Source organism: Citrobacter sp. Awk 2, assembly GCF_028069815.1.
GTDB lineage: Bacteria > Pseudomonadota > Gammaproteobacteria > Enterobacterales > Enterobacteriaceae > Citrobacter.
Window position 1 is genome coordinate 13,376 of record NZ_JANEWL010000021.1, and the last position, 24,022, is coordinate 37,397.

Consider the following 24,022-nt stretch of genomic DNA (forward strand, 5'->3'; position numbering starts at 1 on the left):
GACCCATGAGTCCACCTACATCATGAATATGCTGGAAAAAATCCAGTTAAAACTGGAACATTTGAGCAAGTCAGAACGTAAAGTTGCTGACGTTATTCTTACCTCACCAGACCAGGCAATCCATTCGAGCATTGCTGCGCTGGCGCTGGAAGCCAATGTCAGCGAACCGACCGTTAATCGTTTCTGTCGCAGCATGGATACGCGTGGCTTTCCTGATTTTAAACTGCATCTGGCGCAAAGTCTGGCAAATGGTACCCCATATGTTAATCGCAATGTGGATGAGGATGACAGCGTTGAATCCTACACGGGGAAAATCTTCGAGTCTGCAATGGCAAGCCTTGACCATGTTCGTCAGTCTCTGGATAACGTGGCGGTAAATCGTGCGGTTGATTTGCTCACTCAGGCGAAGAAAATAGCCTTTTTTGGGCTAGGTTCCTCCGCTGCGGTGGCGCATGACGCCATGAATAAATTTTTCCGTTTTAACGTTCCGGTTATCTATTCCGACGACATCGTTCTGCAACGCATGAGCTGTATGAATTGTAGTGATGACGATGTCATTGTGCTCATTTCACACACCGGAAGAACCAAAAGTCTGGTGGAACTGGCACAACTGGCAAGAGAAAACGATGCCATGGTGATTGCCCTGACATCTCCTGGTACTCCGCTGGCACGTGAAGCAACGCTGGCAATTACCCTCGATGTACCGGAAGATACTGACATTTATATGCCCATGGTCTCTCGACTTGCTCAACTTACCGTGATAGATGTGCTGGCTACAGGATTTACTTTGCGCCGTGGGGCAAAATTTAGAGATAACTTGAAGCGTGTCAAGGAAGCGCTCAAGGAATCGCGTTTTGATAAAGAATTACTCATCAAGAGTGATGACCGCTAAAAGCAATAACAATGTTCTACCCTTTTATCATCCGGGTCGTTCATTTTACCGTTTATGTTCGAGAACGGCCGGATCAATGTTCACGCAACACCTAGTTGTTTCAGTCAACGGAGTATTACATGTCCAGAAGGCTTCGCAGAACCAAAATCGTTACCACGTTAGGCCCGGCAACTGACCGCGATAACAACCTTGAAAAAATTATCGCCGCTGGGGCGAACGTTGTACGTATGAACTTTTCACACGGCTCTCCAGAAGATCACAAAATGCGGGCGGATAAAGTCCGTGAGATTGCCGCCAAACTGGGGCGTCATGTAGCTATTTTGGGTGACCTGCAGGGACCTAAAATCCGCGTATCGACCTTTAAAGAAGGCAAAGTATTTCTCAATGTTGGCGACAAATTCCTGTTAGACGCCAACCTCGGTAAAGGTGAAGGCGACAAAGAAAAAGTCGGCATCGATTACAAAGGTCTGCCTGCTGACGTCGTGCCGGGCGATATCCTGCTGCTGGATGATGGTCGCGTACAGCTCAAAGTGCTGGAAGTTCAGGGTATGAAAGTTTTCACCGAAGTCACTGTCGGTGGCCCGCTCTCCAACAATAAAGGCATCAACAAACTTGGCGGTGGCCTTTCTGCTGAAGCGCTGACGGAAAAAGACAAAGCAGACATCATTACTGCAGCGCAAATCAGCGTTGACTATCTGGCGGTCTCCTTCCCTCGCTGCGGCGAAGATCTGAATTATGCCCGCCGCCTGGCGCGCGACGCAGGCTGCGATGCGAAAATCGTTGCCAAGGTAGAGCGTGCTGAAGCCGTCTGCGATCAGAATGCGATGGATGACATCATCCTTGCCTCTGACGTGGTAATGGTTGCGCGTGGTGACCTGGGCGTGGAAATCGGTGACCCGGAGCTGGTCGGTATTCAGAAAGCGTTGATCCGTCGCGCACGTCAACTGAACCGTGCGGTAATTACCGCAACGCAGATGATGGAGTCGATGATCACTAACCCAATGCCGACCCGTGCAGAAGTCATGGACGTGGCAAACGCCGTTCTGGATGGGACTGATGCCGTTATGCTGTCTGCAGAAACTGCCGCAGGCCAGTACCCGGCGGAAACCGTCGCAGCGATGGCCCGCGTCTGTCTGGGTGCAGAGAAAATCCCGAGCATCAACGTTTCTAAACACCGTCTCGACGTACAGTTTGATAATGTAGAAGAAGCTATCGCTATGTCAGCGATGTATGCCGCGAACCATCTGAAAGGCGTTACCGCTATCATCGCCATGACCGAGTCCGGCCGTACTGCGCTGATGACATCCCGCATCAGTTCTGGCCTGCCAATTTTCGCGATGTCTCGTCATGAGCGTACGCTGAATCTGACCTCTCTGTACCGTGGCGTTACGCCGGTCCACTTTGACAGCGAAACTGACGGTGTAGTGGCTGCCAACGAAGCGGTCAATCTGCTGCGCGACAAAGGTTACCTGGTGTCAGGCGATCTGGTGATTGTGACTCAGGGTGATGTCATGAGCACCATCGGTTCCACCAACACCACACGTATTCTGACTGTAGAATAACGACGCTGCTGACTGCCTGATATTACTCGCTATTCAGCGACGGGTCATCTGATACAAAAAAGCCTCTCGAACGAGAGGCTTTTTCTATTTCTTAGGATAAAGATCTTTGCGTTTATACGGTTCGATTTCGCCGGGTTTGCGGGTCTTTAGCAGTTTCAGAATCCAGGTGTATTGTTCGAGATGCGGGGTGACAAAAATCTCCACTTCTTCATTCATCCGTCTGGCAATGGTATGGTCATCGGCCGTCAGAATGTCATCCATGGGTGGGCGTACCTGAATCGTCAGACGATGCGTTTTGCCATCGTACACCGGGAACAGCGGTATTACGCGCGCATGACAAACCTTCATCAGACGACCAATTGCCGGTAACGTTGCTTTATAGGTCGCGAAGAAATCCACAAACTCGCTGTGCTCCGGGCCGTGGTCCTGATCCGGTAAGTAATATCCCCAGTATCCCTGCCGAACTGACTGAATAAAAGGTTTAATACCGTCGTTACGTGCATGTAAACGGCCGCCAAAACGTCGACGTACCGTATTCCAGACATAGTCAAATACCGGATTGCCCTGGTTATGGAACATCGCTGCCATTTTCTGGCCTTGAGATGCCATCAGCATTGCCGGAATATCAACACCCCAGCCGTGAGGGACGAGAAAAATCACCTTTTCCTCGTTGCGTCGCATCTCATCGATAATTTCCAGGCCCTGCCAGTCAACGCGGTGCTGGATTTTCTCCGGACCGCGCATGGCTAATTCTGCCATCATAACCATCGCCTGAGGCGCAGTCGCAAACATCTCATCAACGATGGCCTCACGCTCGGCTTCGCTGCGCTCAGGAAAACAGAGGGATAAATTGATAAGCGCTCTACGACGCGAACTTTTCCCCAGCCGTCCGGCAAGCCGTCCCAGTTTCGCCAGAATGGGATCGCGAAATGATGCTGGCGTTAATGCAATCCCTGCAATCGCTGCCACGCCAAGCCAGGCGCCCCAGTAGCGCGGGTGACGGAATGATTTATGAAACTCAGGGATATACTCAATACTCTTTTTTTTCGTTTCCATGCTCTTCCAGTATCGGGGGCCGCGAAAAAGTAAATCTGCTGATAGTGTAGCGGCGCACCGTGTCCCGTACAAAATAAAAAAGCCGGCACGCATAGCGTACCGGCTCTGTCCGTGTATTTATTAATCGAAGCGTAACTGAGGCAGAACCTCTTTCACCTGTGCCAGGTACTCGGTACGATCTGAACCGCTCAGCCCTTCCGTACGCGGCAGTTTTGCCGTCAACGGGTTCACAGCCTGCTGGTTGACCCATACTTCGTAGTGCAGGTGCGGGCCAGTAGAACGCCCAGTGTTACCTGACAGCGCAATACGATCACCTCGTTTCACTTTTTGCCCTGGTTTAACCAGCAGCTTACGCAGGTGCATGTAACGGGTGGTGTAAGTGCGACCGTGACGAACAGCAACATAGTATCCGGCCGCGCCACTGCGTTTCGCGACCACCACTTCACCATCACCGACTGACAGCACCGGCGTACCTTGCGGCATCGCAAAGTCGACACCTTTGTGCGGTGCAACCCGTCCGGTTACCGGATTCAGGCGACGTGGATTGAAGTTTGACGAAATACGGAATTGCTTCGCCGTAGGGAAACGCATAAACCCTTTAGCAAGCCCGGTCCCGTTACGGTCATAGAATTTACCGTCTTCAGCACGGATCGCGTAATAATCTTTGCCTTCAGAGCGCAAACGAACACCCAGCAGTTGGCTTTGTTCACGTTTACCGTCCAGCATCTCGCGAGACATCAAAACGGAGAACTCATCGCCTTTCTTCAGCTTGCGAAAGTCCATCTGCCATTGCATCGCTTTAATCACCGCGCTGATTTCAGAGCTGGTCAGGCCGGCATCTCTTGCACTGGCGACAAAACTACCGCCCACCGTACCGTTGATGCGGCTGTTGACCCAGTCACCTTGCTGCATTTCACTGCTCATTTTGAAACCCGTTGCCGTACGATCATAAGTACGGGTTTCACGGCGGGAGACTTCCCAGGTCAGGCGCTGCAAATCACCTTCCGAAGACAGTGTCCAGGAAAGTTGCTGGCCAATTTTTAGGTTACGTAAATCTTTATCAGATGCGGCAAGCTGGCTGATATCGCCCATATCAATGCCGTACTGGTTCAGAATACTGCTCAGCGTATCGCCGGTAGAAACAACATACTCGTGAACCCCGGCTTCGCCAGAGGTCTTGTCATCGAGTTCGTCCTGAGGGATAGCTTCATCTTCCTGAGCGGCTTGATCGATAGGTTCGCTGGCCTCTGGCAGCAGTGAACGTATCTCGCTTTTTTCCAGCTCAATGGTTTTAACGATGGGTGCAGAGTCGGGATGGTATACATAAGGCCGCCAGACTGCGACGGCCAATGTCAGAACAGTAAGCGACCCCAACATAACACGATGGGGTCGCGGCAAATTATTAAATGCCAGAGCGACAGAGCGGGCTATCTGTTGCACGTATTCACTTCCTCATTAATCTCCTTTCAGGCAGCTCGCATACTGGTTGGCTAATTGGTTCAGAAACGCTGAATAGCTTGTTTTACCCAGTTTGATATTCGTTCCGAGGGGATCCAACGTTCCCATTCGAACGGATGTCCCTCTCGCTACGGCTTCAACGACCGCTGGCCTGAACTGTGGCTCAGCAAAAACGCAGGTTGCTTTTTGCTCAACCAACTGTGTTCTTATTTCATGTAAACGCTGCGCACCAGGTTGAATCTCAGGGTTCACGGTAAAGTGACCAAGCGGTGTTAGCCCGTAGTGTTTTTCGTAGTAGCCATAGGCGTCATGAAAAACAAAATACCCTTTCCCCTTGAGCGGTGCGAGCTCGTTACCTACCTGCTTATCGGTTGCGGCTAATTGTGCCTCAAAATCCTTCAGGTTGGCGTCAAGTTTGGCTCGACTTTGCGGCATAAGTTCCACTAATTTATCATGGATTGCAACCGCTGAGGCCCGCGCTATCTCTGGGGAAAGCCAAAGATGCATGTTGTAATCACCATGATGGTGATGCTCGTCACTTTTTTCGCCGTGAGCGTCGTTATGCCCATGATCGTCATCATCATCGTCAGCGCCTTTCATGAGTAACGGTTTCACGTCATTGAGCTGCGCAATCGTTACCTGTTTTGCGTTAGGAATATTCTTGACTGACTTTTCCATAAACGCCTCCATTTCCGGACCGTTCCAAACTACTAAGTCCGCGTTCTGTAAGCGTTTTACATCTGAAGGGCGCAGCGAATAATCGTGTTCGGAAGCCCCGTCAGGCAGCAGAACCTGGGTGTCTGTAACCCCATCTGCAATCGCTGAAGCAATAAAGCCCAACGGCTTAAGTGACGCCACTACAGCGGCATTTGCTGCCTGAGTTGCACTACCCCAAAGAGCAGCGGATAATGCTGCGAAAAGAAGCGTATTTTTATGTAACATAATGCGACCAATCATCGTAACGAATGTGAGAAATGTGATATTATAACATTCTATAACTTCTGCAAGACTAAAATTGATATGACGACTTTGGTTTCACTGGAAAATGTCTCGGTCTCTTATGGTCAACGCCGCGTCCTTTCTGACGTATCGCTTGAACTTCGACCCGGCAAAATTTTAACGCTTCTTGGCCCAAATGGGGCCGGAAAGTCTACGCTGGTGCGCGTTGTATTGGGGCTGGTAGCGGCTGATGAAGGGGTTATCAAGCGCAACGGGCATTTGCGAATTGGCTATGTACCGCAAAAACTCTACCTCGATACAACACTTCCGCTGACGGTGAGCCGCTTTTTGCGCTTACGTCCTGGCACAAAGAAAGCCGACATTCTCCCTGCGCTAAAGCGTGTTCAGGCCGGGCATCTGATGGATGCTCCGATGCAAAAACTGTCCGGCGGGGAAACGCAGCGTGTCTTGCTGGCCCGTGCTTTGCTTAATAAACCACAGCTCCTGGTGCTCGATGAACCGACGCAGGGAGTGGATGTGAATGGTCAGGTTGCACTGTACGATCTTATCGATCAGTTGCGACGTGAGCTGGATTGCGCCGTGCTGATGGTCTCCCATGACCTGCATCTGGTCATGGCAAAAACCGACGAAGTCCTGTGTCTGAACCACCACATTTGCTGCTCCGGCACACCAGAGGTGGTTTCAATGCACCCCGAATTCATTTCTATGTTCGGGCAACGCGGCGCTGAACAACTCGGAATTTACCGTCACAACCATAATCATCGCCACGATTTACAGGGTCGCATTGTTTTACGCCGGGGAAATGGTCACTCATGATTGAATTATTATTACCCGGCTGGTTAGCCGGGATCATGCTGGCCTGCGCTGCTGGCCCGCTTGGCTCGTTTGTGGTCTGGCGTCGGATGTCTTATTTTGGCGATACGCTGGCGCACGCATCTCTGCTGGGCGTTGCGTTTGGTCTGCTGCTGGATGTAAACCCCTTTTATGCTGTTATCGTCGTCACCCTGTTGCTGGCCGCAGGCCTGGTATGGCTGGAGAAGCGCCCGCACCTCGCGATTGATACCCTGCTCGGTATTATGGCGCACAGCGCGCTGTCATTAGGCCTGGTGGTTGTCAGCCTGATGTCGAACATTCGTGTGGATCTGATGGCCTATCTGTTTGGCGATCTGCTCGCCGTCACCCCAGAAGATCTGGTGGCCATTGCCACTGGTGTCGTGGTTGTACTGGCTATTCTGTTCTGGCAGTGGCGTAACCTGCTGTCGATGACTATCAGCCCGGATCTGGCTTTTGTTGATGGCGTGAAGCTGCAACGTGTCAAGCTATTGCTGATGCTGGTCACAGCACTCACTATTGGTGTGGCGATGAAATTCGTCGGGGCACTGATTATCACCTCACTGCTGATTATTCCTGCGGCTACCGCACGCCGTTTTGCGCGTACGCCAGAGCAGATGGCAGGCGTTGCCGTAGGTGTAGGGATGATAGCGGTTACAGGCGGGCTGACCTTCTCAGCGTTTTATGACACACCGGCGGGGCCATCCGTGGTGCTTTGCGCTGCGCTGCTGTTTATCTTTAGTATGATGAAGAAGCAAGCGAGCTGAGCATGTGTTGCCCGGTGGCGCTGCGCTTACCGGGCCTACAAAATCGCCAGGCCTGATGAGCGTAGCGCCATCAGGCATTATTGGGGCTTAAGGCATTTCCGGCGGTGTAATGCCAAAGTGGTTCCATGCCCGCACCGTTGCCATGCGCCCACGTGGGGTACGTTGTAGAAAGCCTTGCTGAATCAAATACGGTTCCAGCACGTCCTCAATGGTTTCACGTTCTTCGCCGATTGCCGCCGCCAGGTTATCCAACCCGACCGGACCACCAAAGAATTTATCGATCACCGCCAGCAACAGCTTGCGGTCCATATAATCGAAGCCTTCAGCATCGACATTGAGCATATCCAGTGCCTGGGCCGCGATATCCGCCGAGATGGTGCCGTCATGCTTCACTTCGGCGAAATCACGCACACGACGCAGTAAACGGTTAGCAATACGCGGCGTACCGCGTGCCCGGCGTGCAACCTCCAGCGCCCCTTCGTCACTCATCTCCAGCCCCATAAAGCGGGCACTGCGTCCAACAATGTGCTGAAGATCAGCGACCTGATAGAACTCCAGGCGCTGCACAATGCCAAAGCGATCGCGCAGTGGAGACGTTAACGAACCCGCACGCGTTGTGGCACCAATCAGGGTAAACGGCGGCAGATCGATTTTAATTGAACGTGCTGCCGGGCCTTCGCCAATCATGATATCCAGCTGATAGTCTTCCATTGCCGGATACAACACCTCTTCCACTACCGGCGACAAGCGATGGATTTCATCAATAAACAGCACATCATGGGGTTCAAGGTTGGTGAGCATAGCCGCCAGATCGCCTGCTTTTTCCAGCACCGGACCGGACGTAGTACGCAGGTTGACGCCCATTTCATTGGCAACAATATTGGCAAGCGTGGTTTTACCAAGACCCGGAGGACCAAAAATCAGCAGGTGATCGAGGGCATCACCGCGCAGCTTCGCCGCCTGGATAAAAATTTCCATCTGCGAACGTACCTGAGGCTGGCCGATATACTCTTCCAGCAATCTGGGGCGGATCGCACGATCCACCAGGTCTTCAGGAGTAGTGCTGGCAGCCGAAATCAGGCGATCTGCTTCAATCATCCTTTACCTCACAATGCCGCGCGAAGGGCTTCGCGAATCAGGGTTTCACTGCTGGCATCAGGGCGAGCAATTTTGCTTACCATGCGGCTGGCTTCTTGTGGTTTATAGCCTAACGCTACCAGCGCAGCAACTGCTTCCTGCTCGGCGTCATCACTTACCGGACCGGCAGGTGATGTCAGCACCAGATCGGCTGCCGGAGTAAAGAGATCGCCATGCAGTCCTTTAAAGCGGTCTTTCATTTCGACAATCAAACGCTCCGCCGTTTTCTTACCGATACCCGGTAATTTCACTAACGCACCAAGCTCTTCGCGCTCAACAGCATTCACGAACTGCTGCGCAGACATGCCGGAGAGGATCGCCAGCGCCAGCTTCGGCCCCACGCCGTTGGTTTTAATTAGCTCTTTAAACAGCGTGCGTTCTTGCTTATTGTTAAAGCCATACAGCAGCTGTGCGTCTTCGCGCACCACAAAATGCGTGAAGATGATCGCTTCCTGCCCGGCTTCCGGCAGCTCGTAGAAACAGGTCATCGGCATATGTACTTCATAGCCTACCCCACCCGTTTCCAGAAGGACCAGTGGGGGTTGTTTTTCAAGAATGATGCCTCTGAGTCTGCCTATCACATGACGCTCCTGCGTTAAGGGCTAAAAGGTAATGCGCTATCATAAAAAAAGGCTGGATAGATATCCAGCCTCATTTGTCACTAACGTAACCTGCCGCGCGCTAAATTTAACCTCGACTCACTCATTTGCATGGCGTTCTGGCTGACATGGCAGTGAGTAATGGCAATCGCCAGCGCATCCGCAGCATCCGCCTGAGGGTTAGCCGGGAGTTTGAGAAGCGTACGCACCATGTGCTGTACCTGGCTTTTTTCCGCGCTGCCGATACCGACGACGGTCTGTTTAACCTGTCGGGCAGCATACTCAAACACCGGAAGATCCTGATTGGTCGCAGCAACAATCGCTACGCCGCGCGCCTGTCCCAGCTTCAGCGCCGAATCGGCATTTTTCGCCATAAAGACCTGCTCGATGGCAAAATAATCCGGCTGGAACTGGGTGATGATTTCCGTCACCCCCGCGTATATCAATTTCAGACGTGACGGGAGATCATCAACTTTGGTGCGAATACAACCACTGCCGAGGTAGGTCAGCTGTCTGCCGACCTGACGGATTACGCCATAACCGGTAATGCGCGACCCCGGATCAATGCCGAGAATGATAGACATCACGCATCTCCTGTTATTTTATGGCTTAACCACATCATTCTAACGTAGCTGCAACCTCATCGGAGATTTCGCCGTTGTGGTAAACTTCCTGCACGTCGTCGCAATCTTCCAGCATATCGATCAGACGCATCAGTTTCGGCGCTGTTTCTGCATCCATATCCGCTTTGGTGGATGGGATCATAGAAACTTCAGCCGCGTCCGCTTTCAGACCTGCCGCTTCCAGTGCATCACGAACTTTACCCATCTCTTCCCACGCGGTGTAAACGTCAATCGCGCCGTCGTCAAAAGTTACAACGTCTTCAGCACCGGCTTCCAGGGCCGCTTCCATGATGGCGTCTTCGTCGCCTTGCTCAAAGGAGATCACGCCTTTCTTGCTGAACAGGTATGCGACGGAACCGTCGGTACCGAGGTTGCCACCCGTTTTAGTGAATGCGTGGCGCACTTCCGCAACGGTACGGTTACGGTTGTCAGACAGACATTCAATCATAACGGCTGTACCGCCAGGACCGTAACCTTCATAGATGATAGTTTCCATGTTGGAATCTTCATCACCACCCACACCGCGCGCAATCGCACGGTTCAGAGTGTCACGTGTCATGTTGTTTGCCAGCGCTTTATCAACCGCTGCACGCAGACGCGGGTTAGCATCTGGATCGCCACCACCCAATTTAGCCGCCGTTACCAGCTCACGAATGATTTTGGTGAAGATCTTACCGCGCTTAGCATCCTGCGCTGCTTTACGATGTCTGGTGTTGGCCCATTTACTATGACCTGCCATAAATAATCTCTCCAAAAAGCGCGCCTTCTCAGGCGACGTTAATTACAAACTCTTCAATCGCCTGCCGGTTACTCCACGACTTGGTTAACTGTGCAGCCTCGTGCGCATTAACCCAACGGTAGGTCAAATGTTCGGTGAACACGATCTCTCGTTCAGTGGGCAGTGCCAGGCAAAACCAGGACTCCGTATTACGTACAATTCCTGGCGCATAGCGATGACGTAAATGACTAAAAATCTCAAACTCCACCGTGCGCTGGCAGTCAATTAAGGTCAGTTGCTCACGCGCAACATCAATGGCGACCTCTTCCTTTACTTCGCGCAGGGCGGCTTGCGACGCGGTTTCACCTTCTTCAAGGCTGCCGGTGACCGACTGCCAAAAATCAGGATCGTCGCGTCGCTGTAACATCAGCACTCTCCCGGTGTCCTTTGCATAAATCACGACTAACACCGAGACAGGCTGTTTATATGCCATATCAGTTATTCTCGGCCTTCTTAACAACCTGAATGCTCAGTTCCGCCAGCGCAGCTTCGTTGGCAAAGCTAGGCGCTTCGGTCATCAGACATGCGGCAGCTGTCGTTTTCGGGAAAGCAATAACGTCACGGATGTTATCAGTACCGGTCAACAGCATGGTCAGACGATCCAGACCAAACGCCAGGCCCGCGTGCGGCGGTGTACCGTATTTTAATGCATCCAGCAGGAAGCCAAATTTCTCACGCTGCTCTTGTTCGTTGATACCCAGAATACCGAATACGGTCTGCTGCATATCACCGTTATGGATACGTACAGAACCACCGCCTACTTCGTAGCCGTTGATAACCATATCGTACGCATTGGCAACCGCATCTTCCGGCGCAGCTTTCAGCTCAGCCGCCGTCATGTCTTTCGGTGAGGTGAACGGATGGTGCATTGCGGTCAGACCACCTTCACCATCGTCTTCAAACATTGGGAAGTCGATAACCCACAACGGCGCCCATTTGGATTCGTCGGTCAGGTTCAGGTCTTTACCCAGTTTCAGGCGCAGAGCCCCCATCGCGTCGGCAACCACTTTCTTGTTGTCGGCACCGAAGAAGATCATATCGCCGTCTTGTGCGCCAGTACGTTCCAGAATAGCTTCAATGATTTCAGCATTCAGGAACTTGGCCACCGGGCTGGTTATCCCTTCCAGACCTTTAGCACGCTCGGTGACTTTAATGTATGCCAAACCTTTCGCACCGTAGATCTTAATGAAGTTACCGTAATCGTCGATCTGCTTACGGCTAAGTGCGGCGCCGCCAGGTACGCGCAGTGCCGCTACACGCCCTTTCGGATCGTTAGCCGGACCAGAGAACACGGCGAATTCAACAGATTTCAGCAGATCAGCAACGTCCACCAGCTCCATCGGGTTACGCAGATCCGGCTTATCGGAACCGTAACGACGCTCTGCTTCAGCAAAGGTCATGATCGGGAAATCACCCAGGTCCACACCTTTTACTTCCTGCCACAGATTGCGCACCAGCGCTTCCATCACTTCACGCACCTGCGGTGCGGTCATGAAGGAGGTCTCAACATCGATCTGCGTAAATTCAGGCTGGCGGTCAGCACGTAAATCTTCATCACGGAAGCATTTTACGATCTGGTAGTAACGGTCGAAGCCAGACATCATCAGCAGCTGTTTGAACAACTGAGGAGACTGTGGCAGCGCGTAGAATTTACCTTTATGTACGCGAGACGGTACCAGGTAGTCGCGCGCACCTTCTGGCGTCGCTTTCGTCAGCATCGGCGTTTCAATGTCGAGGAAGCCGTGGTCGTCCATGAAACGACGCACCAGGCTGGTAATTTTGGCACGCGTTTTCAGACGCTGCGCCATTTCAGGGCGACGCAGATCGAGGTAGCGATACTTCAGACGAGCTTCTTCAGTATTTACGTGGTTAGAGTCGAGCGGCAGTGAATCTGAACGGTTGATAATGACCAGATCGGATGCCAGCACTTCAATTTCGCCCGTCGCCATATCGGCGTTGACGTTTTTCGCGTCACGCGCACGCACGGTGCCCGTTACCTGAATGCAGAACTCATTACGCAGTTCGGAGGCCAGCTTTAACGCGTCCGCACGGTCCGGATCGAAAAATACCTGCACGATACCTTCGCGGTCGCGCATATCGATAAAGATCAGGCTACCAAGATCACGACGACGGTTGACCCAACCACACAGAGTCACCTGCTGCCCCTCGTGGGACAGACGTAGCTGTCCGCAATATTCTGTACGCATGAGATATCCCTTAACTTTGCCGCAGGCGGATTGTCACCTGCCCGGCAGATGACGAAGTCGCAGCTTTAGCTGAATGTCACAACTGAATGAAAAAAGGCGGCTATTATACTGGAAATTCTGCCGCACGATAAGAGCCTACTGGGGTAGACTCTCAGTCCGGTACTGACTGTACGCGTGTTTCCTAAGCGGGTATTGCGTAATCTCACAAAAAATAACAAAAATTGTCGCCCCTTTCACACAGATTCGCGATTAAGGTGTAGCGGAAATCTTTTTTACTGGAGTCACCATGCTGGAACTGAACGCAAAAACAACCGCACTTGTCGTCATCGATCTACAGGAAGGGATCTTGCCTTTCGCGGGTGGGCCTCATTCGGCAAACGACGTCGTCGCTCGCGCAGCACAAATGGCGGAAAAATTCCGTACCCACAGTTCACCGGTGGTGATGGTTCGTGTCGGCTGGTCTGCGGATTATGCCGAAGCGCTAAAACAACCGGTTGATGCCCCCGCGCCAGCCAAAGCATTACCCGACAACTGGTGGGAATACCCGCAAGCGCTGGGAAAATGTGCGACAGACCTGGAGGTTACCAAGCGCCAGTGGGGAGCATTCTACGGTACTGACCTGGAACTACAGCTGCGCCGTCGTGGTATCGACACCATCGTCCTTTGCGGGATCTCCACCAATATCGGCGTCGAATCCACTGCGCGTAACGCCTGGGAGCTGGGTTTTAGCCTGATCGTTGCCGAAGACGCCTGCAGTGCCGCCAGCGCCGACCAGCATCAGGGCAGCATGACGCATATTTTCCCACGCATTGCCCGTGTACGTCGCGTTGACGAGATCCTACAAGCGTTATGATCTATATCGGCTTACCCCAGTGGTCACACCCGAAATGGATGCGTCTGGGGATCACCAGCCTTGAAGAGTATGCCCACCACTTTAACTGTGTGGAGGGTAATACCACGCTGTACGCCTTGCCGAAGGCCGAGATTGTTGACCGCTGGTTTGCACAAACCCGCGACGATTTTCGCTTCTGTTTCAAATTCCCGGCCACCATCTCGCATCAGGCCGCACTGCGGAATTGCGATGACCTGGTACAGGAGTTTTTTACGCGCATGTCACCGCTGGATGCCCGTATCGGACAATACTGGTTGCAGCTACCTGCCACGTTCGGCCCACGTGACCTCCCTGCCCTGTGGCAATTCCTCGATGCCCTCCCTAAAACGTTTACCTACGGTGTCGAGGTTCGTCATCCGGATTTCTTTGCGAAGGGTGAATCAGAGATTCAGCTCAATCGGGGTTTGCATGAACGCGGGGTTAATCGGGTCATTTTAGACAGTCGTCCGGTCCATGCCGCGATCCCACACACGGAAGCGATACGCGATGCTCAACGTAAGAAACCGAAGGTCCCGGTCCATGCGGTAGTCACGGCAAACCACCCGATGGTCCGTTTTATCGGTAGTGATAACATGACACAAAATCGGCAGTTCTTTGCCGCCTGGCTGGCAAAGTTGTCACTCTGGCAACAGACCACCACGCCATATCTTTTTTTGCACACGCCGGATATCGCACAGGCTCCACAGCTTGTAGACACGCTATGGGCAGATTTACGTAGTGCCCTGCCAGAGATCGGATCAGCACCCTCGATTCCACAGCAATCTTCTCTTTTCTGAAAATGCCACCTATCATAGTCAATGCCATCAACCCAACCGTACTCTAAATAATTCGAGTTGCAGGAAGATGGCAAGGGAGAGAATCCCCTGGAGCTTACATAAGTAAGTGACTGGGGGGAGCGAGTACAGCCACCGCGCATGCAACTTGAAGTATGACGAGGAAAGGGAGTTTGTATGGTAAGCGCGCTATATGCCGTCCTGGGTGCGTTATTGTTAATAAAGTTCTCCTTTGACGTCGTTCGCCTGCGCATGCAATATCGCGTTGCCTATGGTGATGGCGGCTTTAGTGAGCTGCAAAGCGCTATCCGCATTCACGGCAATGCAGTGGAATATATTCCCGTTGCATTAGTGCTGCTGCTTTTTATGGAAATGAACGGCGCTGAAACGTGGATGGTGCATATTTGCGGGCTGATGTTAATAGCCGGGCGACTGATGCATTATTACGGATTCCATCACCGTCTTTTCCGCTGGCGTCGTTCCGGCATGAGCGCCACCTGGTGTTCACTGTTGCTAATGGTGCTGGCGAATCTTTGGTATATGCCCTGGGAGTTGGTTTTCTCCCTGCATTAGCGCACAATACGCCACTTTATTTTTCCCGGATTTTTACGTTATGTCTCACCGCGACACGCTTTTTTCTGCGCCTATCGCCAGTCTGGGTGACTGGACCTTTGATGAACGGGTAGCTGAAGTCTTCCCGGATATGATCCAGCGTTCCGTTCCCGGCTATTCCAATATCATTTCTATGATTGGCATGCTGGCCGAACGTTTCGTGCAACCCAACACGCAGGTCTACGATCTGGGCTGCTCTTTGGGCGCAGCGACGCTCTCGGTGCGTCGCAATATCCATCATGAGAATTGCAAAATTATCGCCGTTGATAACTCGCCGGCGATGGTTGAACGCTGTCGTCGTCATATCGATGCCTATAAAGCCCCTACGCCTGTTGACGTGGTCGAAGGCGATATTCGCAACATCACTATCGAAAACGCCTCGATGGTGGTGCTGAATTTTACCCTGCAATTCCTTGAGCCACCTGAGCGCCAGGCATTGTTGGATAAGATTTATCAGGGGTTGAACCCCGGCGGTGCGCTGGTGCTATCCGAGAAGTTCAGCTTCGAAGATGCCAACGTTGGCGAACTGCTGTTCAACATGCACCACGACTTCAAACGCGCCAATGGCTACAGCGAACTGGAAATCAGCCAGAAGCGCAGCATGCTGGAAAACGTGATGCTAACTGACTCTGTTGAAACGCACAAAGCACGTCTGCATCAGGCAGGTTTTGAGCACAGCGAACTGTGGTTCCAGTGCTTCAACTTTGGGTCACTGGTCGCGTTGAAATCTGAGGTTCCGGCATGACAGACTTTGGTAACTTTTATCAGCTGATTGCCAAAAACCATCTTTCCCATTGGCTGGAAACGCTCCCGGCACAAATCGCCGCCTGGCAGCGCGATCAACATGGGTTGTTTAAGCAGTGGTCGAATGCCGTGGAGTTTCTGCCGGAACTGACGCCGCATCGTCTGGATTTACTGCATAGCGTGACTGCCGAAAGCGAAGAGCCGCTCAGCGAAGGGCAGATCAAACGGATTGATACGCTGATGCGACATCTCATGCCGTGGCGCAAAGGTCCATATTCGCTGTACGGCGTCAATATTGATACCGAATGGCGTTCCGACTGGAAGTGGGATCGCGTTCTGCCGCATTTATCCGATCTGACCGGGCGAACCATTCTCGACGTGGGCTGCGGTAGTGGCTATCACATGTGGCGCATGATTGGCGCGGGTGCTCATCTGGCTGTCGGTATCGATCCTACGCAGTTGTTCCTGTGTCAGTTTGAAGCAGTACGTAAATTGCTGGGTAACGATCAGCGCGCTCACCTGCTGCCGCTGGGTATCGAACAGCTTCCGGCACTGAACGCGTTTGATACCGTATTCTCTATGGGCGTGCTTTATCACCGTCGCTCACCGCTGGAACATCTCTGGCAGTTGAAAGATCAACTGGTAAAAGACGGAGAGCTGGTGCTGGAAACACTGGTGGTCGAAGGTGATGAGAATACCGTTCTGGTACCAGGTGACCGCTACGCGCAAATGCGTAACGTCTACTTTATTCCATCCGCGCTGGCGCTGAAAAACTGGCTGGAAAAATGTGGGTTTGTGGATGTCCGTATCGCCGACGTCTGTGTCACTACCACAGAAGAGCAGCGTCGCACCGAATGGATGATAACCGAGTCACTGGCCGATTTCCTCGATCCGAATGACCACAGTAAAACGGTGGAAGGCTACCCCGCCCCATTACGCGCGGTATTGATTGCACGTAAACCCTAATCATTTTTGACTGGTGGCACATTTTCTCCAAAATAGTTCGGTTTGCGACAAGGCGGCGACGCAGCAAATCCTCGGGAGCGTAGATAACTACGTGACCGGGGTGCGCGAGGAAAGCCAACGCAGTAGCAGACCGAAATATGCAGGAGAAGGATAAAAAAAGGCCCCTGTTGAAATTGCAGGGGCCTGGTACGAGCAAGCATCATATTGGGCGACATGATGCAACGGTAAAAATCAGCTGGCCTGGTGGTGCGCAATGATTGCCTTCATTTCAGCAACCGCCGCCCCGTCTACCGCATAGCGGGAATATTCATCCGCCTGCGTATCCGAAGACATCGACAACCCCGAATTGCGATACCGCATGGGTGAAGCCAGCCATACTCCGGCAGAACTGTGGACTTCCTGCACTCCAACGTTGAGGAACAGGGATAAATTCGCGGCGCGAACCCCCGCTCCGGCCATAATGATTGGAGCATTCACCTGCTCAATAAGTTCCATTATTTTTGTTAAACCTTGCGCTGCATCTGATTTTTGCCCGGAAGTCAGCACTCTGGCGACGCCCAAATCGGACAATTTATTCAGCGCATTTAATGGGTTGGCGCACATATCGAAGGCCCGATGAAACGTGACATTTAGTGGGCCCGCAGCAACCATTATTTTTTCCATACGTGGCATATCGACATTCCCGTCCACATCGAGAATCCCGGTCACCAGTCCTGAAAAACCTAAATCTCTGACCATCGCGATATCATCAAGCATCGCGGCAAATTCACCGTCGGTGTAACAAAAATCGCCCCCACGCGGGCGGATAATGGGATTAACCGGAATAGAGACATGCTGGCGTACTGAGCGCAACACCCCCAGCGATGGCGTTAATCCCCCTTCTTTGGGCGCCGAGCACAATTCAATACGATCAGCCCCCTGACGCTGCGCGGTGCGTGCGCACTCCATGCTGTAACAGCAGATTTCCAGTAATGCCATCACTCACTCCTGTTGCTCGCTTGCGACAATCGCTTCAATTGACCACGGATGAAATTTGAGGGTGACGCTGCCATCACTCACCGCCAGTGTCGGATTCGGTAAACGCTCACGCTCTCCTTTTGGCGAGCTGGTTTTCACGAAAATCCCCGGCTGACTCAATCCTTCATCAGAAAGCAGCGCCAGCGCACGCGCGTTCAGTGTTTCTGGCGCACCGGGCAGAACGATTTCGATATGCTCCCACCCCTCATGCGGGTAACGTTTTTCACCCGGCCATGGCAACTCAACCACCGAAAACTGCCAGTGCGCGACACAAACCGGCTCATCCAGTTTGAACAGGCAAATCGGTCTGCCATTAATGATATTTTCCGATAGCAGCGTACCACACTGTTCAAACCCCCGACGCCAGCGTTCTGCGGTGGTATTTTGATGACAGCGCAAAGAGATATGATCGGCGTCCAGCGATGAAATATCCAGGCCCAGGCGGGTGGAAAGTTCCGTTAATGCCTGAATGAAATGCGGTAAATCTGCGGAAATATCATGCAGTTCTTCAACTGTTTGCCAGTTCGCCATAGTAAAAGCCCATATCCATGTTCAAAGCCGCTAATTTACTCTGTTGCGCAGCCCCATCCAACTGCTGATTTTGTCGGGCATGGGATGATGAATCCCACCGGGTTACCGTGTTTGCGTTTCAGGCAGTCGGCGGTACTCGCAATGCCGACGAGTGCTGACGGCAACGGGCATTTGCAGTATACTCCCGCCCTAAATTCTTAAACTGGTGCGGTGAATTTTATCCCGCTTCATAAATGTAAGGTATTCCGGTGAATATTCAGGCTCTTCTCTCAGAAAAAGTTAGTCAGGCCATGATTGCTGCAGGTGCACCTGCAGATTGCGAACCGCAGGTTCGTCAATCTGCAAAAGTACAGTTCGGCGACTATCAGGCCAACGGCATGATGGCAGTTGCTAAAAAACTGGGTATGGCGCCGCGACAACTGGCAGAGCAGGTGCTGACTCATCTGGATCTCAGCGGGATTGCCAGCAAAGTTGAAATTGCAGGCCCTGGCTTTATCAACATTTTTCTCGATCCGGCATTCCTCGCGCAGCATGTTCAGCAGGCGCTGACTTCCGATCGCCTGGGCGTCACTCAACCGGCAAAACAAACGGTTGTTGTTGACTACTCCGCACCTAACGTGGCGAAAGAGATGCACGTGGGCCACCTGCGTTCCACCATCATCGGTGACGCCGCGGTGCGTACGCTGGAGTTTCTCGGCCATAAGGTGATCCGCGCCAACCACGTCGGCGACTGGGGCACCCAGTTCGGCATGCTGATCGCATGGCTGGAAAAACAGCAGCAGGAAAATGCCGGAGAAATGGCGCTGGCAGACCTGGAAGGTTTCTACCGCGATGCGAAGAAACACTACGACGAAGATGAAGCCTTCGCCGAGCGCGCCCGTAGCTATGTGGTGAAACTGCAAGGCGGCGACGAATATTTCCGCGAGATGTGGCGCAAGCTCGTCGACATCACTATGTCGCAGAACCAGTTAACCTATGACCGTCTGAACGTGACGCTGACCCGTGACGACGTGATGGGCGAAAGCCTGTACAACCCGATGCTACCGGGCATTGTTGCTGACCTGAAAGCCAAAGGTCTGGCTGTTGAGAGCGAAGGCGCTACCGTTGTATTCCTTGATGAGTATAAAAACAAGGAAGGTGAACCAATGGGCGTCATCATTCAGAAGAAAGATGGCGGCTATCTCTACACCACGACCGATATCGCCTGTGCGAAGTATCGTTACGAAACGCTGCATGCCGACCGCGTCCTCTATTACATTGACTCCCGTCAGCATCAGCATTTAATGCAGGCATGGACTATCGTGCGTAAAGCCGGTTATGTGCCGGACTCCGTACCGCTGGAACACCATATGTTCGGCATGATGCTGGGTAAAGACGGTAAGCCATTCAAAACTCGCGCTGGCGGTACTGTAAAACTGGCCGACCTGCTGGATGAAGCGCTGGAACGTGCGCGTCGTCTGGTGGCCGAGAAGAACCCGGATATGCCCGCTGATGAGCTGGAAAAACTGGCGAATGCCGTCGGTATCGGTGCGGTGAAATATGCGGATCTGTCGAAAAACCGTACCACCGACTATATCTTCGACTGGGACAACATGCTGGCCTTCGAAGGCAATACAGCACCGTATATGCAGTATGCCTACACGCGCGTACTTTCCGTGTTCCGTAAAGCGGATATCGACGAAAACGCGCTGGCCAGCGCACAGGTTATTATCAGTGAAGATCGCGAAGCTCAGTTGGCCGCCCGCCTGCTGCAGTTCGAAGAAACGCTGACCGTTGTAGCACGTGAAGGTACGCCGCACGTGATGTGCGCTTATCTGTACGACGTTGCCGGCCTGTTCTCTGGCTTCTACGAACACTGTCCGATCCTCAGCGCTGAAAACGAAGAGATTCGTAACAGCCGTCTGAAGCTGGCGCAACTGACGGCGAAAACGCTGAAACTGGGTCTGGATACGCTGGGTATCGAAACCGTAGAACGCATGTAACCGCCTCGAGTGATGTGAAAGCCCGCGCTATGTCGCGGGCTTTTTTATTATGATCTTACCAGCCCTCATAGGCCTGATAAGTAAAGCATCATCAGGCGGTCAGACGCACCTTGCCGGATGGCGGCGTAAGCGCCTTATCCGGCCTACTGATAGCATCAATTTGTAACAACTCACAAGGAATGACACATTTCCGTAGAGGGATGGTACATTTTTTGCCTGTCATCCCGTTTACGCCTCCGTATCATGAGGCGGCGAATTAATCGGGTACGGGTCAATGACATTCAGAGATTTTGAGGCGGAAGAAAGACTTTTCCAGCGGCGTGTAATGGTGGCCTTTGGCCTGGTCGTCATCTGTTTTGGCATCCTGATTTATAACCTCTACAACTTACAAATCCGTCAACACCAGTATTACACCACCCGATCGGATGCAAACGACATCAAAATGCTGCCCGTCGCCCCAACGCGCGGTATCATTTACGATCGCAACGGCATTCCGCTGGTACGAAATGTCACCTGGTACGACATTTCTGTTACGCCGTATAAAATCAGCGATATGGACGCCCTGCTGAAGCAACTCACGCCGATTGTTGACCTCACGCCAGATGATATTGACCAGTTTCGCCATGAACTGAAGGCCAGCAGTCGCTATCGCCCGGTAGTACTTAAAAATGCGCTGACCGATGTAGAAATTGCCCGTTTCTCTGTGAACCAGTTCCATTTCAGCGGCGTGACCATCAATAGCTACGAAGATCGCCAGTATCCTTATGGGGCGGAGCTGGCACATGTACTTGGCTACGTATCAAAAATCAACGATAGCGATCTGAAAGCACTGGATAAAAAAGGGCTGGCAGAGAACTACGCCGCCGATCACAACATCGGTAAACAGGGCATTGAGCACTACTACGAGAATGACCTGCACGGCAAAACGGGTTATCAGGAAGTGGAAGTTGATAATCACGGGCGTATTGTTCGTTTGATTAAAGACGTCCCCCCTGTCGCCGGCAAAGATATCCATCTGACGCTGGATTTACACTTACAGGAATACATTGAAAGCCTGCTGGTGGGACAACGCGCCGCGGTGCTGGTGGAAGACCCCCATGATGGTTCCGTGCTGGCAATGGTCTCAAACCCCAGCTACGATCCAAACCCGTTTGTAAAAGGCATCAGCTACCAGGATTACAACACGCTGTTGCAGGATAAAGACCTGCCATTAATTAACCGCGTCACCCAGGGGTTATATCCTCCCGCCTCAACGGTAAAACCGTACATGGCGATGTCAGCCTTATTAAACGGGGTGATCACCCCACAAACCAGCTTCTTTGGCGCCCCGACATGGACACTCCCCGGCACCGAACGGCATTACCGCGACTGGAAAAAAACAGGACACGGCATGCTGGATGTGACCAAAGCGATTGAAGAATCAGCGGATACGTTCTTCTATCAGGTGGCGTACATGATGGGGATCGACCGTATTAACAGCATGCTTAGCCAGTTTGGCTACGGCAAACCTACCGGTATCGATCTTGATGAAGAGTACAACGGTCTGCTGCCAAGCCGCGACTGGAAACAACGGGTGCATAAAAAAGCCTGGTACCAGGGAGACACCATTTCGGTCGGTATCGGCCAGGGCTACTGGATTGCCACGCCAATTCAGATGGTAAAAGCGATGGTCGCACTGATTAACAACGGGAAAGTTATTGCCCCTCACCTGCTACAGGATGAAGAGAGCGGCAAAACAATCACTCCCTATCAGGCACCGGCGGCACCCGCGCAAATAGCCTCGGCCTCATCACCGTACTGGAGTCTGGTACGCCAGGCCATGTTCGGCATGGCGAATGCACCAAACGGTACTGGTTATAAGTTCTTCCATACGGCACCTTATGGCATCGCGGCCAAAAGCGGAACATCACAAGTCTTTAGCCTGAAAGAAAACCAGACTTACAATGCGAAGATGATCCCCATACGACTGCGCGACCACGTGTTCTATACCGCATTTGCGCCGTATAAGAATCCAAAAGTCGCCATCGCATTGATTCTGGAAAACGGCGGCAGCGACGGGGTTACCGCCGCGCCGGTCATGCGCCAAATCATGGATCATCTGTTTGCGCCGCAGGACAACAGCGGGCAACCCGATGTTGCAGAATACCCAGGCCCGGCCAGCACAGCATCAGCGGACGACACGATTAATAGTACTTACGCAAGTATTCGGTGAGGCACAGCATGGCCATGGCCTGTCCGTAAGGCATAGAGGTGAGTGGGATGTTGTGGTAGAAATCGAGATTGTGCCCCATGCCGGTGCCAAACGAGGTTTGTAGCAACTCCCCTTCCGGGGAAATGTGCTGCACAATACCTCTGATAGCTTTCTCCGCCACCCCCGCATATTCCTGACCGACATAGCGTTTACGCACCGCTTTGAGAATACCGTAAGCGAATCCAGCTGTTGCAGATGCTTCCAGATATGACTGAGGATCATCCAGTAAGGTGTGCCACAATCCGCTCTCATCCTGACATTCCGCCAGGGCTGCAATTTGCGCATTGAGAACCTGCACCAGATAACGGTGAATGGCGCTGTTTGCCGGCAAATCGATAAGTTCAAGGAAGTCCGGGATCACAATCGTAAGCCAACTATTACCTCGCGCCCAACGGGCGTTCGCGAAGTTATGCCGCCCCACATAGCTCCAGCCGTGGAACCACAGCCCCGTTTCCTTATCCATCAGATTTTGTACATGCAGCAGAAACTGATACGTGGCCTCTTCGATATACTCAGGACGATTAAGCAACTTGCCAATTTTCGCCAGCGGCAGCACCGTCATCATCAGTGTGTCATCCCACATCTGTTGATGGTTTTCTTCTGCCAGCGTGATGTGTTGCATACCGCCAAACTCAGTACGGGGCATCTGATGCATGGCCCACTCTGCCCAGGCGTCAAGCCAGGGCAGATACGCCGGATTACGCGTTTCTTCATAGCGATATGCCAACGTTAAAAACGGGGCCATCGTGTTGACGTTTTTGGTCGTCGCCCCCTCCGCAAAGCGTTCGGCAAACCAGCTATCGATAATGTCGCGCATCGTCTCATCACCGGTTTGCTGATAATACTGATACATTCCGTACAGGCCGACGCCGTGAGTCCACTCCCATCCGGCCCAGCCCTTGGTATCAATAACACGTCCGTCATCCAGTCGCAGCAAGAACTCACCCGTTTCATCATGAATATTGACCAGGTTATGCGTCACCTTTTTAATGAGCGTTTTTAATTCATCCCTGGCAATAAAATGTTCTGGTTGACGCAACAATGGGCTGTGTTTAACCGGGTAAACAATCATTTCCTTAACCTCTGTCAGTGTCGAATTCGATGCTGCGCCTGTTCCAGTTTCACGCGGCAGGTTTATTACGATTCAGGTAACCCTGTGTGTTGTTACCCTAAAGTGATGTGTAAACATTGGGCATCATTACCGAGCCACAGTAAAAGCTAACCGCAGGGGAAACCTTTTTGTTTCTGCCAGGTTTTTTTGCGAAATGGCAATAGCACAAAGAGTCCGATAACACAGATCACCGATTTTATAAAACAGCGTTTCTTTTTAATCGGGATGGTCGATCAGAACTGCGAGGTGGCCAGCAGTTTCGCCTGCTGGCCG

The 24,022-nt window shown here is 52.3% G+C and carries 23 protein-coding genes; 11 read left to right on the forward strand and 12 right to left on the reverse strand.

The genetic code is table 11. The features are described from left to right. Positions 1-22: 22 nt before the first annotated feature. Together NNO02_RS08030 and pyk are read left to right on the forward strand one after the other, a co-directional pair. Positions 23-892, forward strand: coding sequence for a MurR/RpiR family transcriptional regulator (locus NNO02_RS08030; RefSeq protein ID WP_137381864.1), 870 nt, complete (start codon positions 23-25; stop codon positions 890-892). A gap of 119 nt (positions 893-1,011) precedes the next feature. Then, complete coding sequence (gene pyk, locus NNO02_RS08035) at positions 1,012-2,454, forward strand: pyruvate kinase (RefSeq protein ID WP_137381575.1); 1,443 nt, start codon at positions 1,012-1,014, stop codon at positions 2,452-2,454. Between the two features lie 84 nt (positions 2,455-2,538). On the opposite strand, the gene lpxM is transcribed toward pyk, so the two are convergent. The 3 genes from lpxM to znuA all read right to left on the reverse strand — a co-directional run bounded on the left by lpxM (position 2,539) and on the right by znuA (position 5,910). Beyond that, positions 2,539-3,510: a lauroyl-Kdo(2)-lipid IV(A) myristoyltransferase gene (gene lpxM / locus NNO02_RS08040; protein ID WP_271454542.1), complete on the reverse strand. Its 972-nt coding sequence runs from the start codon at positions 3,508-3,510 to the stop codon at positions 2,539-2,541. A gap of 120 nt (positions 3,511-3,630) precedes the next feature. Beyond that, complete coding sequence (gene mepM / locus NNO02_RS08045) at positions 3,631-4,950, reverse strand: murein DD-endopeptidase MepM (RefSeq protein WP_071887356.1); 1,320 nt, start codon at positions 4,948-4,950, stop codon at positions 3,631-3,633. A gap of 15 nt (positions 4,951-4,965) precedes the next feature. Continuing rightward, positions 4,966-5,910 (reverse strand): zinc ABC transporter substrate-binding protein ZnuA, encoded by a 945-nt coding sequence (gene znuA, locus NNO02_RS08050; RefSeq protein WP_271454543.1) that lies wholly within the window; start codon positions 5,908-5,910, stop codon positions 4,966-4,968. A gap of 78 nt (positions 5,911-5,988) precedes the next feature. Between znuA and znuC the strand changes: the two genes are divergently transcribed. Beyond that, complete coding sequence (gene znuC / locus NNO02_RS08055; protein ID WP_040232396.1) at positions 5,989-6,744, forward strand: zinc ABC transporter ATP-binding protein ZnuC; 756 nt, start codon at positions 5,989-5,991, stop codon at positions 6,742-6,744. Then, positions 6,741-7,526 (forward strand): zinc ABC transporter permease subunit ZnuB, encoded by a 786-nt coding sequence (gene znuB, locus NNO02_RS08060; protein WP_271454544.1) that lies wholly within the window; start codon positions 6,741-6,743, stop codon positions 7,524-7,526. The genes znuC and znuB overlap by 4 nt, the downstream gene beginning before the upstream one ends. A gap of 87 nt (positions 7,527-7,613) precedes the next feature. Here the strand turns inward: znuB and ruvB are convergent, their stop codons facing one another. The 6 genes from ruvB to aspS form a co-directional block, all read right to left on the reverse strand. Continuing rightward, complete coding sequence (ruvB, locus tag NNO02_RS08065) at positions 7,614-8,624, reverse strand: Holliday junction branch migration DNA helicase RuvB (RefSeq protein WP_271450086.1); 1,011 nt, start codon at positions 8,622-8,624, stop codon at positions 7,614-7,616. Between the two features lie 8 nt (positions 8,625-8,632). Next, positions 8,633-9,244 (reverse strand): Holliday junction branch migration protein RuvA, encoded by a 612-nt coding sequence (ruvA, locus tag NNO02_RS08070; protein WP_137381569.1) that lies wholly within the window; start codon positions 9,242-9,244, stop codon positions 8,633-8,635. An 80-nt stretch (positions 9,245-9,324) separates the two neighbouring features. Beyond that, entirely contained in the window at positions 9,325-9,846 is a 522-nt protein-coding gene (gene ruvC / locus NNO02_RS08075) for a crossover junction endodeoxyribonuclease RuvC (RefSeq protein WP_003034867.1), read from the reverse strand. Positions 9,847-9,880: 34 nt separating this feature from the next. Beyond that, a complete protein-coding gene (locus NNO02_RS08080; protein WP_003833836.1) occupies positions 9,881-10,624 on the reverse strand; it encodes a YebC/PmpR family DNA-binding transcriptional regulator in 744 nt (247 codons plus the stop codon). A gap of 28 nt (positions 10,625-10,652) precedes the next feature. Continuing rightward, positions 10,653-11,096, reverse strand: coding sequence for a dihydroneopterin triphosphate diphosphatase (gene nudB, locus NNO02_RS08085; protein WP_040232398.1), 444 nt, complete (start codon positions 11,094-11,096; stop codon positions 10,653-10,655). A 1-nt stretch (position 11,097) separates the two neighbouring features. Beyond that, the gene (gene aspS / locus NNO02_RS08090; RefSeq protein ID WP_271441788.1) at positions 11,098-12,870 is read right to left on the reverse strand and encodes an aspartate--tRNA ligase; all 1,773 of its coding nucleotides are present in this window, start codon (positions 12,868-12,870) and stop codon (positions 11,098-11,100) included. A 286-nt stretch (positions 12,871-13,156) separates the two neighbouring features. On the opposite strand from aspS, the gene NNO02_RS08095 reads away from it, so the two are divergent. The 5 genes from NNO02_RS08095 (at position 13,157) to cmoB (ending at position 16,857) form a co-directional block, all read left to right on the forward strand. Then, entirely contained in the window at positions 13,157-13,723 is a 567-nt protein-coding gene (locus tag NNO02_RS08095; RefSeq protein WP_271454545.1) for a hydrolase, read from the forward strand. After that, a complete protein-coding gene (locus NNO02_RS08100) occupies positions 13,720-14,538 on the forward strand; it encodes a DUF72 domain-containing protein (protein ID WP_271454546.1) in 819 nt (272 codons plus the stop codon). Before NNO02_RS08095 ends, NNO02_RS08100 begins: the two co-directional genes overlap by 4 nt. 174 nt (positions 14,539-14,712) lie before the next feature. After that, positions 14,713-15,108 (forward strand): MAPEG family protein, encoded by a 396-nt coding sequence (locus tag NNO02_RS08105; protein WP_003833847.1) that lies wholly within the window; start codon positions 14,713-14,715, stop codon positions 15,106-15,108. A 40-nt stretch (positions 15,109-15,148) separates the two neighbouring features. Beyond that, positions 15,149-15,892 (forward strand): carboxy-S-adenosyl-L-methionine synthase CmoA, encoded by a 744-nt coding sequence (cmoA, locus tag NNO02_RS08110; protein ID WP_271454547.1) that lies wholly within the window; start codon positions 15,149-15,151, stop codon positions 15,890-15,892. Continuing rightward, entirely contained in the window at positions 15,889-16,857 is a 969-nt protein-coding gene (cmoB, locus tag NNO02_RS08115; RefSeq protein WP_271454548.1) for a tRNA 5-methoxyuridine(34)/uridine 5-oxyacetic acid(34) synthase CmoB, read from the forward strand. Before cmoA ends, cmoB begins: the two co-directional genes overlap by 4 nt. 231 nt (positions 16,858-17,088) lie before the next feature. Here the strand turns inward: cmoB and cutC are convergent, their stop codons facing one another. Together cutC and NNO02_RS08125 are read right to left on the reverse strand one after the other, a co-directional pair. Continuing rightward, complete coding sequence (gene cutC / locus NNO02_RS08120) at positions 17,089-17,835, reverse strand: copper homeostasis protein CutC (RefSeq protein ID WP_271454549.1); 747 nt, start codon at positions 17,833-17,835, stop codon at positions 17,089-17,091. Between the two features lie 3 nt (positions 17,836-17,838). Further along, positions 17,839-18,405 (reverse strand): VOC family protein, encoded by a 567-nt coding sequence (locus NNO02_RS08125; protein WP_271450080.1) that lies wholly within the window; start codon positions 18,403-18,405, stop codon positions 17,839-17,841. A gap of 248 nt (positions 18,406-18,653) precedes the next feature. Here NNO02_RS08125 and argS point away from each other — a divergent pair, with 248 nt between their 5' ends. After that, positions 18,654-20,387: an arginine--tRNA ligase gene (argS, locus tag NNO02_RS08130; RefSeq protein WP_271450079.1), complete on the forward strand. Its 1,734-nt coding sequence runs from the start codon at positions 18,654-18,656 to the stop codon at positions 20,385-20,387. A gap of 274 nt (positions 20,388-20,661) precedes the next feature. Beyond that, positions 20,662-22,599 (forward strand): penicillin-binding protein 2, encoded by a 1,938-nt coding sequence (gene mrdA / locus NNO02_RS08135; RefSeq protein WP_271454550.1) that lies wholly within the window; start codon positions 20,662-20,664, stop codon positions 22,597-22,599. Here mrdA and bglB read toward each other — a convergent pair. Further along, a complete protein-coding gene (bglB, locus tag NNO02_RS08140) occupies positions 22,571-23,710 on the reverse strand; it encodes a beta-galactosidase BglB (protein ID WP_271454551.1) in 1,140 nt (379 codons plus the stop codon). The genes mrdA and bglB overlap by 29 nt on opposite strands. Positions 23,711-24,022: the final 312 nt, after the last annotated feature.